Here is a 16,219-nt window from a genome sequence, read left to right as displayed (position 1 = left end):
GTTCTCCCTCGTTTTCTGAAGACTGCTTACAGATTGTACCCGCAGTGCACGCCTACCACCATACGCTGACGCGAAAGTTTTTCGGTCAGTTCTTCGGGGGTCATCTGCATGGTATCGGTGCGGATGGTGACTGCCACCAGTGCGGCACCGTTTTCCGGTGTGGACTGGTTGATGGTCACAATGCTTGCACCTGCGGCGCTGATGCCGGCCAGCAGGCTCTGCAGTGCACCGGTCTCGTCCCGCAGAGTAGCCATGACGGTGATCACCTCACGGCCATTCTCGGAGTCAAAAATGCAATCCTTATACTTATAAAAAGCGCTGCGCGAAAGATCGACTGCGCGGGTGGCTGCGGAAATGCTGCGTGCCTCCCCGCTGGCCAGAAGTTCCTTGGCACGCACCACCTTGAGAAAAACCTCAGGCAGCACCTGCGCATCTACCAGATAAAAGCGGCGTTCCAACTTGTTCACCTCACAAACACAAGTGTTCTTGCAGTGAATATAATAGCATCCGGCCCCCTGCAATGCAAGAGGTCGGATGCGTTTTTGTCAGATTATCCAGTTTTGCTGCGGCAAGCGCGGTATTTCCTTGCCGGATTCACTCCGCGCCGGTGCCGATAGTACGCCTTTTGTCCTTCATATGGCTACAGATCAGTCTGTATCCTGATTACCTGTATCCGCAGGAATGACAGCCTGCTCCGGTGCCGCAGTCTCCGCAGGTGCAGCCGCTGCAGGAGCTGCTGCATGGGAGTAGTTGCAGGTACCAGGCAGATCATCGGCGCGGTAGTAGCCCACGGCGGTGCTGGGGCAGGAGCCGCCTGCCAGCAGGCCGCTCTGGGTGCAGTAGCGGCGCTCCACCACACCGGCAGAGGTCGGGAATGCCTTATACGGCAGGTCTGCCTGCACCTGTTCCATCAGCGCCTTCCACGCCATAACACAGGTACGGGTCTTGGCCTGCTGCTTACCCAGCGTCTTGGTCATATCATAGGGTGCATCGTAGCCCCACCACACGGCGGTAACGTAGTACGGCGTGCCGCCCACGAACCACAGATCCTTTTCGTCGCTGGCGGTACCGGTCTTGCCAAAGGCTTCCATGCCGTTGGAGTTGGGGTAGCGGCCGCCGGCGGTACCCACGCTGGAGTACAGCACGTTCTTCAGCAGGCGGTTCATCACATAAGCGGTATCCGGGGTCAGGGCCTGATAGCTGGTGGAGTTGTTCTCCAGATAGATATTGCCGTCACGGTCCAGCACGCGGGTATACAGGTGCGGGGTGGTGTACTGGCCATCGTAGAAGATCTGGAACGCAGCTGCCAGCGCCGTGGGCGTAACGCCATGGGTCTGACTGCCCATGACCATCTGCGCCAGACCCACATCGTTTACCGGGTCCAGCGTGTTCAGCTGCAGGGTGTTGTACACAAAATTGAAGATGTTGCTTGCGCCCACCAGATCACCCACACGCACCGCAATGGTGTTCAGCGAGCGGGCCAGACCGTTCCACAGCGGCACATCACTGTTGTCGCCGTAGTTGCCGCCATAGTTGCGGGGCCAGCTGCGCCATGCGTTGGGATAAGCGCGCAGCTGCTTGTCGGAAAGGCCCATCAGGCCGTTCTTGCGGCAGTAATCTTCATCGCGGATCACCATATCCTGCTTCTGATACAAGGGCGAGTTGTTGAGCATGGTGGACCAGTTCACCAGACCATACTCTACACCCAGTGCATACGCACCGATAGGCTTGATGGTAGAACCCGTCTGACGAGTGACACTGTAGGCACGGTTCAGCGAGAGGCTCTTGTTCTTTTCGCCCAGACCACCCACAACGGCGATCACATTGCCGTCATAGTCCAGTGTGACCATGGCTGCCTGAGTACGCACATTGCGGTAATAGTAAACGGTACCGTCGTCGCCGGTGCGGGTTTTGGGCGTACCGTCCTCGTTCATCACCTGTACATCGTCGTCCGAGATAGAGGTCACCTCTTCCTCATGCCAGCCGGCCGGGAAGTAGGCATCATCCGTGTTGAGCATCAGGTTTTCCATGGCGGACTGCACCTTGGTGTTCACAGTCGACTCAACGGTAAAGCCGCCGGTGTACAGCAGCTTCTGTGCCTCGGATTCCGAAATGTTTTCCTTGTCCATGATGTCCTGCACCAGCTCGGTGAACAGTGCATCGGTAAAGTAAGAGGTAACGGAAGAATTCTTCTTGGTATCCTCTTCCTCGGCCAGTACCAGCGGCTGGGCCGCTGCGTTGCGGTAGTCCTCTTCGCTGATCACACCCTGCTGCCACATGTTGTACATGAGGAAGTTACGGCGGTTGATCAGGTTTTCGGGGTTGGTGTATGGGTTATAGTTGGTGGGATTTTTGGTGATGGACGCAATGGTCGCACACTCCCACAGGGTCAGCTGGCTGACATCCTTATTAAAGTATTCGTTGGCCGCAGTCTGCACGCCCTGAATGGTGCCGGTAAAGCTGATGGTGTTCAGGTACGCTTCCAGAATGGTCTCCTTGGAATAGCTGCGGCTCAGGCAGAGGGCGCGGTAGATCTCGCGCAGCTTGCGCAGTGCGCCTTCAATGCCGCTGGCGCTCTTGTCGTCGGTCAGGTTCTTGATCAGCTGCTGCTCCAGCGTGGATGCACCCTGCTTGGAGCTGTAGATGGGCAGCAGGTATTCGTTGACCATTGCGCCGATGGTGCGCTTGAAGTTGACGCCGGGCTCGTTGTAAAAGTCCTTATCCTCGGTGCAGATGAACGCATACTGCAGGTTCGTGGGGATCTGCTCCAGATCCGCCCACACGCGGTGGCTGTTGGAAGAGCGCAGCGTGGCATACTCCACCTGTGCACCGGTGTCCGGGTCGGTGGCCATCACCACACTGGACTGGCTCAGCTCAATGTTGTCCAGATCCAGCAGGTCGCCGTCGTTGGCGGTAGCCTGCACCACGTAATACACAGCACCCACTGCCACCAGACTGCCTGCCATGATGCCCAGACAAATCAGTGTAGCAATGGTTCGGCCAATGAAGCGCAGAATGGGATGTCTGCCCTTTTCACGGGGTTCCTTTGGTTCTTTGGGTTCCCGGCCGTGTTTGGGTTCCGGCTGGGACTCCCGGCGGCTGTTGCTCACATTTACCTTCCGCCCCGCCGGTGCCGGGGAATGCCCCTCACCGGCACGGTTGATCTTTCTCATATCGGAGATAGAAATCGCCTCCTAACATTCAGGCTGCTTTTTCAGCGCCATGCGCTGGTACTTTTCCATCAAAGCGCACAGAACTGCACGCAATACCATATTATAGCACGTGCACAGAACGCGGGCAAGAACCAATCTTCGGCCCTGATAGGTCTAATCATCTGTAGTATAACACAATCTGCCGGACAAAGTACAGCATTCCCGTGTGAAAATTGACTGCGCCCCCCTGTTTTGGGGCATACTTCAGCCGGAAAGGAGCGTGTTTCTCCATGCGCAAACTGTGCACCTGCCTGTTCTACGGGCTGTGCGTATTCACCATCGTGTTCAGCCTGTTCTGGATGGCCCTGCCCAAGCTCAGCCTTCCGGTGCCCGACCCCGGCAGCGAAGCACCGCCTTCCTCCGCAGCAGACCTTGCCGCACAGGCCATGCCGGAGCTTGCTGCCCAAAGCTACCGCCTGTGCGACAAAGGCGGGCGCGTGGCCGTTTACCGCTGCGGCACCAATGGCCAGCCGGATGTGCTTGTCACCGTCACCGGCATCTACACCAATCTTCTGCCGGAGAACGATGCCGTGCGCATCAAGCGCGGTGTGACCGTGTACAGCGAACGGGAACTGGACCTGCTGCTGGAAGATCTGGGCGATTGAGTGCAGAATGCTCAATTTTTATCTACTTTTGCTGATTATTTTTATTGACATCCCAATGTAAAAATTATATAATGATAATAGATGTAAAGTTTCTTAACCGCCTGCAGCGATCATAAAAGGAAGTGCGTCCTCATGTCAGAACAGATCACCCTCCATTACCAGTGCCGTCTTTGCGGCAAGCAGCTGGACCGCGGTATCCACCTCGGCCCGCCCAGCCCCGGCACCTGCAGCAAAGCCGCCAAGGTGGACGGCTTTCACGGGCCGCACCGCTGGGTCATTGTCTCTTTGCCCAAAAGTGCCTGATTTTTAACGCAAAAAAACCTCCGGGAAAAGCGTCCCGGAGGTTTTTCTTAGTTTCAGGCTTCCATTTCTTCCAGCGGAGCAAGGTAGGTCTTGCGGCACTCCTCGTATTCCAGCATGTAGTCCTTGGTGGGGTTGTGGTGCATGATGCTCTTGAGGGTGTGGGAGTCGTAGTCCTCGCCGGCATCCATGCCGATCAGGCGGGCAGCAACGTTGGAGCAGTGATCCGAGATGCGCTCTGCATTGTTCAGCACATCCAGGAACACGACACCCGTATCAATGGAGCACACGCCGTCCTTCAGGCGCAGGATGTGCTGGTCGCGCAGGCGCTCCGCCATCACATCGATCACCTCTTCCAGCGGTTCCACCTGAGCCGCCAGACGCATATCGCTGTTTTCAAAGGCATCGTTGGTCAGGTTCAGGATGCGGTTCAGCGCATTCTCCAGCAGCTGCAGCTCCTTGGTGGCGTTTTCACTGAAGGACGCTTCCTTTTCCTGCAGTTCTTCTGCCTTTTCCATAATGTTCACCGCATAGTCGCCGATGCGCTCGAACTCGGTAACAAAATTCAGCAGTTCGGTCACAGTGTGGCTCTCATCGTCGCCCAGCTCCTGATCGGTCATCTTGATCAGATAGTTGGAGATTGCCACCTCCATGCGGTCGATCAGGTTTTCACGCACCCGGATGGCGCTGACGGTATCCTCGTCCATCTTCAGCAGCAGCGGTGCAGCCAGATTCACATTGCGGGCAGCACGGCGGGACATCTTGATCACAGCGCTCTTAGCCTGCTGCAGGGCCACAGCCGGGCTCTTGAACAGGCGCTCGTCCAGCACCGGCATGCTCAGCTCCTGTGCTTCCTCGGCGCTGTCCGGCACAGTGAGCAGTGCCAGCTTGGACAGCACACCGCTGCAGGGCAGGAACAGCAGCATGGCGCACACGCTGGAAAGGGTGTGGATGTTTGCGATGGTGCTCTTGTTCATCACGTCGTTCCACATGGGGATGCCAACGGTAAACTGCACCGCATACACCAGCGCCAGCAGGATCACGCTGCCAATGATGTTGAAGTACAGATGGATCAGTGCAGCGCGCTTGCCGTCCTTGGAGGAGCCGCCAATGGTGAGCAGCGGCGTAAAGGCCGTGCCGATGTGTGCGCCCAGAATAATGGGGATGGCAGAGCTGAAGGTGACCAGACCCGTGCTGGACAGTGCCTGCAGGATACCCACCGATGCCGAGGAGGACTGGATGATCACCGTGACCACCACGCCCACCAGAATGCCCAGAACGGGATTCGTCATGGTAACGAACAGATTCTGGAACACAGCGCTCTCACGCAGAGGAGCCACACCGGTGTCCATCAGGCTCATGCCGGTAAACAGGATGCCGAAGCCCAGCATGATCTGGCCGATGTTCTTCCTTTTAGCGCTGCGCAGGAACACATAAAAAATGCAGCCGATAAACGCCACCACGGGCGCAAAGGTCTTGGGCTGGATCAGTGTCAGCCAGAGACTGTCACCGGAGATATCCGCCATGCGGATCAGCTGGCCGGTAACAGTGGTACCAATGTTTGCACCCATAATGACACCTACCGACTGCGTAAGGGTCATGATGCCGGAGTTTACCAGACCGACACAAATAACGACCGTGCCGGCCGAGGACTGGATGACACCCGTGATGAGGGTGCCAAAAATAACGCCCTTGAGCGTTGAGGAGGTCAGCTTTTGCAGCACGCCCTGCATTTTGCCGCCGGCCAGTTTTTCCAGACCAGCGCCCATAATGGACATGCCGTACAGAAACAGCGCAATTCCACCCAACAGAGAGGTAATGTGTGTGATATCCATAACGATACTCCTAAAAACGATCTTCCTTTTGATCCTTGTACATCTGCCCTGCCCGCACACCGGGCCTGCTTGATCCGGCAGATGCTGCGGCCTGCCGCTCTGCTGCACAGAACGGCGCACAATGACCGCGCTTGGATCTATTATATCATTTTTTATCCTGTCACAACAAGGTTTATTTTACAAGAAAATCACTTTTTCTACACATTTTTTCGTCTCTTAATGAATTCGTGCTCTTTCCTTTTCAATTATTTTACATCAATTTTACATTTGCGCTGAAATCCCTGCCTGTTTGCGGGCGCTTACTCTGCCAGTTCTTCCATTGCTTCCCGCACCGTATCGGCCGAAAACAGGAACACTCCGCTGCCGGTGTATACTTCCACATGGCTTCCGACATAACGCAGTTCAAAATCTTTCATCCGTGTTCCCTCCTGTATCTCGTTTTTTGCAGCTTTTCAGAACGTTTTTGTTCCATGGCTGTATTATCGCACACAGCAGGTACTATAAATCGGATTTTCAACGCATTTTACAGACAAAAAGCCGCCCGGCTTCAGATACGGAACCGGGCGGCTGGCCACCTATTTATATCGTTCAATGCACAGCGGCATATTCCGGGATGCGCTGCTCATGGGCCTGCTGCTCTGTGCGGGCCTTCTCATAGCAGTAACGGATGATCGCCTGCCTGCGCACGATGCCAATGAAGATGCCGCGGTCATCCACAACCGGCACAAAGTTCTGGTTCATGGCCGCTTCGATCAGCTGATCCATGCTGGTGGTCACGGTGACAGCCTTGTAGTCGCGCTTGTGCGGGAAGGCCGAAATGGGGACATCCTCAGCCGCTTCCAGATCCAGACCATGGAACTTTTTCAGCCCCCAGAGAATGTCGCCCTCGGTCAGGGTGCCCACATATTTTCCCTGCCGGTTGAGCACCGGAATGGACGCGTAGCGGTTATTCTCCCACTTTTCCAGCGTCTGCCGAAGGGTGAAATCGTCGTAAACATACATCAGATCCTGCTTGGGTGAAAGGAAAAACAGAATATTCATGACAACAGCTCCTAAACATTGTTCCACGCGCCGTGCGCAAAAAATAACGCAGTTCATCCGCACAAGCGGGACCCTGCGCCGCAGTCCCTATCCTTGTTTCTATTTTAGCACTTTTTCATAGTCGGATAAAGAGTTATCACCCACCTTTTATATTTTTTTAACAGATTGTTTGCTTTCTTTCGTCATACTTTCGGTTTTGATAAAAAACAATCAGTGTCCGTTATGCTATCACCTTCCCGGTGCGAAGCCGCCCGAACCATGCCGTCAATGCAGAAACCTGCGCAAAAAGTTGATATACCAGCATTTTGCGCTGTACAAGCGCGCCCCAAAGTTGTATAATAATGTGGGTGTTTCTCGGCGCAGTATGTGTATCTGTCCGCCGCTGCGCCCCAGACCTTGAATGTGTTTTATGAAAATAACATAAAGGAGCAGAGCGACTATGATCACTTCCCGTTTCCCTCTGGGGGATGTCAGCTTTACGTCCGGGTATTTTGCTACTCTGGTAGGTGAAGCAGCCAAACAGTGTTACGGTGTTGCCGCAATGGCACCCCGTGATATGACCGATGCCGTCAGAAGCATGGTGCACGGTTCTGATTACCCGGAAAAGGGTGTCCGTGTCACGCAGGAGGATGGTCGTCTGGTGATCGAACTGCACATTGCAGTGAGCTATGGCCTGAACATTTCTACCGCCGCACGCAGCATCTCTCACCGCGTCAAGGACGAGGTGGAGCAGGCTACCGGCCTGAAGGTTGCCCGCGTTGTGGTTTCGGTAGACGATGTGATCGCCTGATTTTTGTTGGTTCATCCGAATGCGCCGGGCTTTTCCGGCAAGTACAAGGAGTAAAAAAGAATGATTTCTGGTAAGATTTTGCGTGACGCCATTATCTCTGGCGCCAACAACATCAACAATCAGCGCTCCCGCGTGGACGAGCTGAACGTTTTCCCTGTTCCTGATGGCGACACTGGCACCAACATGGGCATGACCGTGGGTGCTTCTGTGCGCGAGCTGGAAGCATTGGACGACAGCTGCACCGTGGGTGAGGCTTCCAAGACCGCTGCTTCCGCCATGCTGCGCGGTGCACGCGGCAACTCCGGTGTTATCACCAGCCTGCTGTTCCGCGGCTTCTCCAAGGCGCTGGAAGGTAAGAAGGAAGCCACCGCTGCCGACATTGTCGAGGCCCTGAAGAAGGGTGTCGAGGGTGCTTATAAGGCCGTTATGAAGCCCACCGAGGGCACCATCCTCACGGTTGCACGCATTGCCTCTGAGGAAGCTGCTGCCTGCGGTGCCGAGGATGTGCCCGCTCTGTGGGATGTGGTGATGACCGCCGGCCAGAAGGCTCTGGAGGACACCCCCAACCTGCTGCCTGTTCTGAAGAAGGCCGGCGTTGTGGATGCCGGCGGTCAGGGCATCATGATTATCTTTGAGGGCATGGGCAAGGTGTTCCATGGCGAAGGCATCGTGGCAGGCGGCGAGGCTGCTCCCAATAAGGCAAAGCTCTCCACCGAGAACGCCGGCAAGGGCGTGTTCACCGACGACCTGATGAAGGTGGAGGACATCAAGAACGGCTACTGCACCCAGTTCCTGATCAACAAGTATGAGGGTGCAAGCGCCGCAAAGATGCGTGCCTTTGCAGAATCCAACGGCGACAGTGTGGTGTGCATCGAGGATGACGATGTAATCAACCTGCATGTGCACACCGCTGATCCCGGCAAGATCCTGAGCGAAGCCATCAAGTATGGCTACCTGACCAACTTCAAGATCGAGAACATGCACGAGCAGTTCCTGGCCCGCCAGAAGCAGGGCAAGAGCCTGGAAAAGCAGGCTTCTGCTGAGAAGGCTCCTTCTCAGTCCAGCGAGTTCGTCTACGCTGCTGTGGACCCCAGCCGTGACTATGGCTTTGTTGCCGTTGCCGCCGGTGAAGGCCTGAAGGCCGTGTTCACCGATCTGGCTGCAGACGCAGTGGTCTCCGGTGGTCAGACCATGAACCCAGCCACCGAGGATATCCTCGCCGCCATCCAGAGCGTGCCCGCAAAGACCGTGTTCGTGCTGCCCAACAACAAGAACATCATCATGGCTGCTGAGCAGGCCCAGAAGCTGGCCGACCGTCAGGTGGTCGTTCTGCCTACCCGCACCGTGCCCATGGGCATCACTGCCATGCTGAACTTTGATCCCTCTGTGAACGCCGAGACCAACACCATCAACATGATGGCTGCTGCCGACAAGGTGTCCACCGGTCTGATCACCTATGCTGCCCGCGACAGTGAGTACGACGGCAAGCGCATCAAGAAGGGCGAGATCATGGCTCTGGAGAACGGCAAGATCGTTTCCACCTCCAACGATATCACCAAAGCTACCTACCGTCTGGCACGCGGCATGTGCAAGAAGGATTCCAGCTTCGTCACCATCATCTCCGGCTGCGACGTGAGCGATGAGGATGCCGAGAAAGTGACCGAGATCGTAAAGGCAAAGTGCCCGAACCACGTTGAGGTCAGCCACATCCGCGGCGGCCAGCCCGTTTACTATTATATGATCAGCGTGGAGTAAACACTCCCCCGTTCTGCTGAATTTTTAAGCACCTGCGATTTTTGCCGCGGGTGCTTTTTTAAAGCAAAAGTGCCTGCACAGCTAAAGCCGTGCAGGCACTTTTGTTTTCAGAATCCTTAGAAGAAGCTTACCTGACTGCTCTCCGGCAGGTCGCCCAGAGCGCCCACCTGACGCAGACGGTCCAGAATGCTGCTGCCGACACCGGAAGCCTGCTGCAGCTCTTCCACCGAGATATATTCTTCGCCGTGGATGGTCACCTTTTCCAGTGCATCGGCGGCAGCACCGCCAAGACCCTTCAGCGAAGAGAAAGGCAGACGTACCTTGCCGTCCTCCACCACATACTTGGAGCCGCGGCTCTTGCCCAGCTCAATGGGCAAAAACTCGTAGCCGCGCACCAGCATCTCGTTGACGAGCTGCAGGCTGACCAGCACATCCTCGTCCTTGGCGTTCTTCTCTTCCTTCAGGCGGCGCTTGACCTCTTCCATGTGGGCGCGGGCCACTGCCGCACCGCCCACAGCGGCTTCGTAGTCGATGTCGTCGCCGCGTACGGTAAAGTATACCGCATAGAACTCCGGCGGACGGTAGATCTTGAACCACATCAGACGAATGGCCGACATCAGGTAGGCCACGGCATGGGCCTTGGGGAACATATACTTGATCTTGCGGCAGCTCTCGATGTACCAGTCCGGCACCTCGTGCTCCCGCATGGCTTCCTCCCAGCCATCCTTGAAGCCGCCCTTGGCCACCTTGCCCTTACGCACGGCCTCCATGATATCAAAGGCCATCTTGGGTTCCAGACCCTTGCGCAACAGGTACAGCATGATGCTGTCACGGCAGCCAATGACCTCCGCAATGGTGCAGGTGCCGCTGCGGATCAGCTCGTCCGCGTTGCCGGTCCACACATCAGTGCCGTGGGACAGGCCCGAGATCTGGATCAGTTCGGAGAAGTTCTTGGGCCGTGCCTCCACCAGCATACCGCGCACGAAGTTGGTGCCCATTTCCGGGATGCCGAAGGTTCCGGTCTGGCTGTCGATCTGCTCCGGGGTCACTCCCAGCGCTTCGGGGCTGGTCAGCAGGCTGTACACCTTGGGGTCGTTCATGGGGATGCTGTCGATGGGGATACCGGTGTACTCCTCAAAATACTTGTAGAAGGTGGGCATATCGTGGCCCAGTTCGTCCAGCTTGAGCAGGGTATCGTGCAGGTACTTGAACTCGAAGTGGGTGGTCAGCAGGCCGCCTGCCACATCATCCGCCGGGTGCTGGATGGGACAGAAATCGTAGATCTCGTAGGTGTCCGGCACAACGACCATGCCGCCGGGGTGCTGACCCGTGGTGCGCTTGACGCCGGTGCAGCCCAGAGTCAGGCGGTTCTCCTCCGCATGATTCACCGTGCGGCCGCGCTCATCCAGATATTTTTTGACATAGCCGTAGGCGGTCTTGTCCTGAATACCGGACACGGTGCCCGCCTTGAACACGTTGGCTTTGCCGAACAGCTCCTCGGTATAGCGGTGCACATTGGACTGATATTCGCCGGAAAAGTTCAGGTCGATATCCGGCTCTTTATCGCCGTAGAAGCCGAGGAAGGTCTCGAAGGGAATATCGTGGCCGTCCACCAGCATCCGGGTGCCGCAGTTGGGGCAGTTTTTATCCGGCAGGTCAAAGCCGTCGTCCACGCTGCCGTCGGTGATGAACTCGCTGTGCTTGCACTTGGGGCAGCGATAGTGGGGCGGCAGGCTGTTCACCTCCGAGATGCCGGAGAAGTGGGCCACGGCCGATGAGCCGACCGAACCACGGCTGCCCACCTGATAGCCGCCCGCGTTGGAATAGGCCACCAGTTTGACCGCAATGACGTACAGCACGGCGTAGCCATGGCCGCAGATGGAGTCCAGCTCCTTCTGCAGCCGCTTTTCCACAATTTCGGGCAGCGGGTCACCGTAATCGCGCTTGGCGTGTTCCCATGTAGCATCGCGCAGCTGCTGCTCTGCACCCTCGATGCTGGGCGGGTAGGTGCCGCGCGGGATGGCACGAACATTGTTGTCGATCATCGCCGCGATCCTGCGGGGGTTCTTCACCACTACCTCGTAGGCTTTTTCCTTGGGCAGATAGTAGAACTGCGCCAGCATATCCTGCGTGGTGCGGAAGAACAGCGGCGGCTGGTTGTCTGCATCCTTGAAGCCGTTGCCCGCCTGCAGCACGGCACGGTAAGCCGCGTCCTCCGGCTCGGTAAAGTGCACGTCGCCGGTGGCAATGACCGGCTTGTGCAGGTCCTCGCCCAGCTTGATGACCGTGCGGTTGAAGTTTTTGATGTCCTCTTCGCTGTCCACCTTGCCGTCCCGCACCATGTAGGCATTGTTGCCCAGCGGCTGGATCTCAAGAATATCGTAGTAGGACGCGATCTTTTTCAGTTCTTCATAGCTGGTGCCATCCACGATGGCCCGGTACAGCTCGCCGGCTTCGCAGGCGGAAGTGAGCAGCAGGCCGTCCCGGTATTTGTTCAAAAGGCTCCGGGGCACCCGGGGCTTTTTGAAAAAATAGTTCACATGGGCTTCGCTGACGATCTTGTACAGATTTTTCAGGCCCATCTGGTTCTTGACCAGAATGATGAGGTGGTAATACTTCTTTTTCAGCACCTCGCGGTTGCCGCCAAGGCCGGTGTTGATTTCACTGACCTTTGCTACCTGCTTTTCTTTCAGGTCGTTCAGCATGACCCCGAAGATGCGGCCCAGCGCAGCAGAGTCCTCGCAGGCACGGTGGGCCTCGTAGGCAGGCAGCTCCAGATGCTTGTTGATGGTGCCCTGCTTGTAGTTGTGCAGGCCGGGGTACATGGCCTGCGCCATGGTCAGGGTGTCGATATAGGTCGGCTCCAGCTTGATGCCGCTGCGCTTGGCGGCGGCGCGCAGGAAACGCATATCAAAGGCGTGGACGTTGTGGCCCACAAGGATGCGGTCTCCCGCAAATTTGAGGAAGGCTTCCAGTGCTTCCTTTTCGCCGGGAGCATCCGCCACCATTTCGTTGGTGATGCCGGTCAGCTCGGTGATCTTGGGGGTGATGGGCTTGCCGGGCTTGACAAAGGTATCAAATTCCTCCACCACTTCGCCGTTTTTCACGATGACGGCACCGATCTCGGTCATATACTCCACGCCGGGGTCAAGGCCTGTGGTCTCGGTATCAAACACGCAGAACTCCCCGTCCAGCGGCTGATCCTTCACACCGTATACACAGGGGATCATGTCGTCCACAAAGTAGGCTTCACAGCCGTAGATCAGCTTGAAGTCCGGGTCTGATTTATGGATATCGTCCGCTGCCAGCATGGCTTCCGGGTAACCCTGACACACACCGTGGTCAGTGATGGCAACGGCCGGATGTCCCATGCGGTGGGCCAGCTTGACGATGCCGCCGGGGTCACAGAAGCCGTCCATGCTGGAAAGCTTGGTGTGCAGATGCAGCTCCACACGCTTGACCGGTGCGGTATCCTCCCGCTTTTTGCGCTCCACGATGAGCACATCGTAGGGGTAGACGATATAATCGTGTTCGTACTTGTCGTAGGAGCAGTCGCCGCGCACGATGAGGGTGGTGCCTTTGCCAAGGCTCTCCCACTTGGAGCAGTCCTCACCTTCCTGCGCGCGGATCTTCAGGTTGATGGAGCCCTGATAATCGGTAATGGATACGGTATAAATTTTGCGGAAGTTTCCCTTGACCTCCGAGAAGAACACATCGCCCCAGATCGTGCACTTGCCGCCCTCGCCGCCAAGGTCTTTCAGCGGGGTGAGGTTCTTGGGGGTGAACATCTTGCCGTGGAAAATGGTGACGGGCTTATCGGTCAGGTCCAGACCATCCACCTTGATGGACGGTGCTGTGTTCTTTTTCTCGAACTTGACCACCGGTGGCGCGATCTTGCGCTCCAGCTTTTCTTCCATCTGGTGCTGCTCGGCTTCGCTTACAGCGCTTTGCAACGTTACCTGCGGCGTTACCCCGGTGTGGGCCGCAATGCGCTCTGCCAGCAGCTTTTCAAAGTGCATCTCCTGCAAAAACTTGGTGCCATGGCATACGCCGATGGTGATCTTCTGTCCGATGATGTTGATCTTGCACCGGTCCAGAAAGCCGTTGATGGGCACGCCGTCCCGCTTCATCTCTTCCATCAGATCGCGCAGGGCCGCTTCGTCCAGCATGGCATAGCCAAACAGGTTCTGGATGCGCAGCTCAAAGCCCTCATAATCCGGCTGCAGGGATGCCAGCAGCCGGGCACAGAGATTTTTGTCCAGCGGCGCACCGCTGCGCAGGGTAAAGATGACCTGCCGCTCCTGCCGCAGCATCTGCGCATGCTCCACAATGACCTGCCCGAAGCAGGCCGCAAATGCCGGGTCCACCATGAACTGCGGCCACAGGTTGGATACGAGTGGTGTCACAAATGGTACTCCTTTTTATACAGCACAAACTGCCGCACCCGTTTTTTGCAGGTGTGGCAGCTGTGAAAAAAGCCAAATTACAGTTTATAGATCTCATCCATGAACTGATCCAGGATGTTGTCTCCGGTCAGCTTTTTGATGGGCTTGCCGTGGATGAACAGCACCGCCTCGCCCTTGCCGCCGGCAATTCCGATGTCTGCTTCGCGGGCTTCACCGGGGCCGTTGACCACGCAGCCCATCACGGCCACCTTGATGGATTTTTTGCAGCCCTGCAGCCGCTTTTCCACCTCGTTGGCGATCTCGGTGCAGGGATACTGGGTGCGGCCGCAGGTGGGGCAGGTGATGACCTCCGGGCCTGCTACCGGGAAGCCCACGGCGCGCAGGATGTTGTAGCCCGCTTCCACTTCCTTTTCCGGATCTGCGGCCAGCGAGACGCGGATGGTATCGCCAATGCCTTCCAGCAGCATTCCGCCGATGCCCATGCCGCTTTTCAGCAGACCCATCTGGTAGGTACCCGCCTCGGTAACACCCACATGGAGCGGGTAATCCGTGACAGCGCTGAGCTGGCGGTAGGCCTCCATCATGCGGGGCACATTGGAGTTCTTGATGGAAATGACGATGTTGTTGAAATCGAATTTTTCCAGCAGGCGCACATGGTACAGTGCACTCTCCACCATGGCCTCCGGCGTGGGTGCGCCGTATTTTGCAAGGATGTGCTTTTCCAGACTGCCGCCATTCACGCCGATGCGGATGGGAGTGTTCTTGCGCTGACAGGCATCCACCACAGCCTTCACCCGGTCATCGTCGCCGATGTTGCCGGGGTTGATGCGGATCTTGTCCACACCCACATCTGCGCAGGCCAGAGCCGCCTTGTAGTCAAAATGGATGTCTGCCACAATGGGGATGTTCACCGCATTCTTGACGGCTTCGATGCACTTTGCATCCGCCGGGCTGGGGCAGGTCACGCGCAGGATCTGACAGCCAGCAGCTTCGCACCGCTTTGCCTGCGCCACATTGCCCTCAATATCCTCCACCGGCACGTTGAGCATCGTCTGCACCGCAACAGGATTCTTGCCGCCGATGGTCACATTGCCGATTTTCACTTCCCGTTTTAACTGCCGCATAAAGTTCCCCTTTCTGTTTTTGCTCACAATGCACCGGTCACAAGCCGGATGATATCATTATAGGTTGCAAAGAGCATCAGGCCAAACAGCAGTGCAAAGGCCGCAATGGTCAGTGTGCCCTGCAGCTTTTCCGGCACTGCATGGCCGGTAACGCCCTCAATGATCAAAAATACCACCTTGCCGCCATCCAGTGCCGGGAAGGGCAGCAGATTGAACACGCCCAGATTGATGGTGATAAGCGCCAGCAACTCCAGCAGATCCTGCCAGCCGTAGCTTGCCGCCTGACCGATCGCTGTCACGATACCCACCGGGCCGGACAGATTGTTGATGCTCTCACGTCCGCGCACAAGGTCTGCCAGCGAGATAAACGCGATGCGTCCGTAGTACAGGGTGCTGTTCCATGCTTCTTTTAACACATTGAGCGGTGTTTTTTTGATGCCGTACACCGTAAAGCCAAGGGTCATATGGGTCTGGCCGTTCTCGTCCTGCCAGGTGTCGAACTGCACGTCCGGCAGTTCCACCTTCTGGCCGTCCCGCTTCACGGTGAACCGGGCGCGATAGGCTTCGGTGCGCACCAGCTCATAAAGGATGTCGTTGGCCACAAAGCAGCGCCTGCCGTTCACGGCAACGATCTCGTCCCCCGCCTGCAGGCCGGTCTGGCCGCAGAGGGCATCGTTCTCAATGGAATAGATGGTCTTGCTGGTGATGGCTCCTTCCTGTGCTGCCACAAGAATGACCAGCACCACAAAGCCCAGCACGAAATTCATGAAGGCACCTGCCACCATCACAAGCACACGCTGCCATACCGGTGCCTCGTTCAAAGGGATGCCGGTGCGCTGCTCCGGCGGGACAGGGTTTTCGTCCTCTGCTTCCCGTTCGTCGCGGGCCGCCTCGGCCTGCTGGCTCTCGGGGCTTTCCTCGCCCTCCAGCGCCACATAGCCGCCTACCGGCAATGCACGCAGGCTGTACTGGGTGCCCTTGTAAATTTTCTTCCACAAAGCCGGCCCCATGCCGATGGAAAACTCGTTGACCTGAATGCCGCAGAGCTTTGCCACGGTAAAGTGCCCGAATTCATGAATGGCGATCACAGCGCTGAACACGATCAGTGCGGCGATCAGGGTGATAAAAATTGACATTGCGTCTCCTAAAGA

At 56.9% G+C, this 16,219-nt stretch carries 11 protein-coding genes; 4 read left to right on the top strand and 7 right to left on the bottom strand.

The features are described from left to right. Positions 1-26: 26 nt before the first annotated feature. On the bottom strand, positions 27-467 hold the full coding sequence (locus DWY76_RS05405) for an ACT domain-containing protein (protein WP_005945891.1): 441 nt from the start codon (positions 465-467) through the stop codon (positions 27-29). A gap of 180 nt (positions 468-647) precedes the next feature. After that, on the bottom strand, positions 648-3,173 hold the full coding sequence (locus tag DWY76_RS05400) for a transglycosylase domain-containing protein (RefSeq protein ID WP_120080250.1): 2,526 nt from the start codon (positions 3,171-3,173) through the stop codon (positions 648-650). Between the two features lie 269 nt (positions 3,174-3,442). Between DWY76_RS05400 and DWY76_RS05395 the strand changes: the two genes are divergently transcribed. Beyond that, the gene (locus DWY76_RS05395) at positions 3,443-3,817 is read left to right on the top strand and encodes a hypothetical protein (protein ID WP_120080248.1); all 375 of its coding nucleotides are present in this window, start codon (positions 3,443-3,445) and stop codon (positions 3,815-3,817) included. A 132-nt stretch (positions 3,818-3,949) separates the two neighbouring features. Continuing rightward, positions 3,950-4,120 carry a hypothetical protein gene (locus DWY76_RS13950; RefSeq protein WP_154255643.1) on the top strand — a complete coding sequence of 57 codons (171 nt, stop codon included), beginning with the start codon at positions 3,950-3,952 and terminating at the stop codon, positions 4,118-4,120. A gap of 53 nt (positions 4,121-4,173) precedes the next feature. Here DWY76_RS13950 and DWY76_RS05390 read toward each other — a convergent pair whose 3' ends face one another. Together DWY76_RS05390 and DWY76_RS05385 are read right to left on the bottom strand one after the other, a co-directional pair. Then, positions 4,174-5,952, bottom strand: a complete 1,779-nt coding sequence (locus DWY76_RS05390; RefSeq protein WP_120080246.1) for a Na/Pi cotransporter family protein — start codon at positions 5,950-5,952, stop codon at positions 4,174-4,176. Positions 5,953-6,540: 588 nt separating this feature from the next. Further along, on the bottom strand, positions 6,541-6,993 hold the full coding sequence (locus tag DWY76_RS05385; RefSeq protein ID WP_097775366.1) for a CBS domain-containing protein: 453 nt from the start codon (positions 6,991-6,993) through the stop codon (positions 6,541-6,543). A gap of 439 nt (positions 6,994-7,432) precedes the next feature. Between DWY76_RS05385 and DWY76_RS05380 the strand changes: the two genes are divergently transcribed. Further along, the gene (locus DWY76_RS05380; RefSeq protein WP_005945874.1) at positions 7,433-7,783 is read left to right on the top strand and encodes an Asp23/Gls24 family envelope stress response protein; all 351 of its coding nucleotides are present in this window, start codon (positions 7,433-7,435) and stop codon (positions 7,781-7,783) included. A gap of 60 nt (positions 7,784-7,843) precedes the next feature. Beyond that, positions 7,844-9,538, top strand: a complete 1,695-nt coding sequence (locus DWY76_RS05375; RefSeq protein ID WP_005945873.1) for a DAK2 domain-containing protein — start codon at positions 7,844-7,846, stop codon at positions 9,536-9,538. A 116-nt stretch (positions 9,539-9,654) separates the two neighbouring features. Here the strand turns inward: DWY76_RS05375 and DWY76_RS05370 are convergent, their stop codons facing one another. From DWY76_RS05370 to DWY76_RS05360, 3 genes are all read right to left on the bottom strand, one after another. Then, entirely contained in the window at positions 9,655-13,944 is a 4,290-nt protein-coding gene (locus tag DWY76_RS05370) for a PolC-type DNA polymerase III (protein WP_243111940.1), read from the bottom strand. Between the two features lie 77 nt (positions 13,945-14,021). After that, positions 14,022-15,095 carry a flavodoxin-dependent (E)-4-hydroxy-3-methylbut-2-enyl-diphosphate synthase gene (ispG, locus tag DWY76_RS05365; RefSeq protein ID WP_279221593.1) on the bottom strand — a complete coding sequence of 358 codons (1,074 nt, stop codon included), beginning with the start codon at positions 15,093-15,095 and terminating at the stop codon, positions 14,022-14,024. After that, positions 15,092-16,204, bottom strand: coding sequence for a site-2 protease family protein (locus DWY76_RS05360; protein WP_120080242.1), 1,113 nt, complete (start codon positions 16,202-16,204; stop codon positions 15,092-15,094). Before DWY76_RS05360 ends, ispG begins: the two co-directional genes overlap by 4 nt. Between the last annotated feature and the right edge of the window lie 15 nt (positions 16,205-16,219).

This window comes from Faecalibacterium sp. AF27-11BH (assembly GCF_003603005.1).
GTDB lineage: Bacteria > Bacillota > Clostridia > Oscillospirales > Ruminococcaceae > Faecalibacterium > Faecalibacterium taiwanense.
Note: the sequence above shows the minus strand (reverse complement) of the source record. Positions and strands in the feature narration are given on the sequence as shown.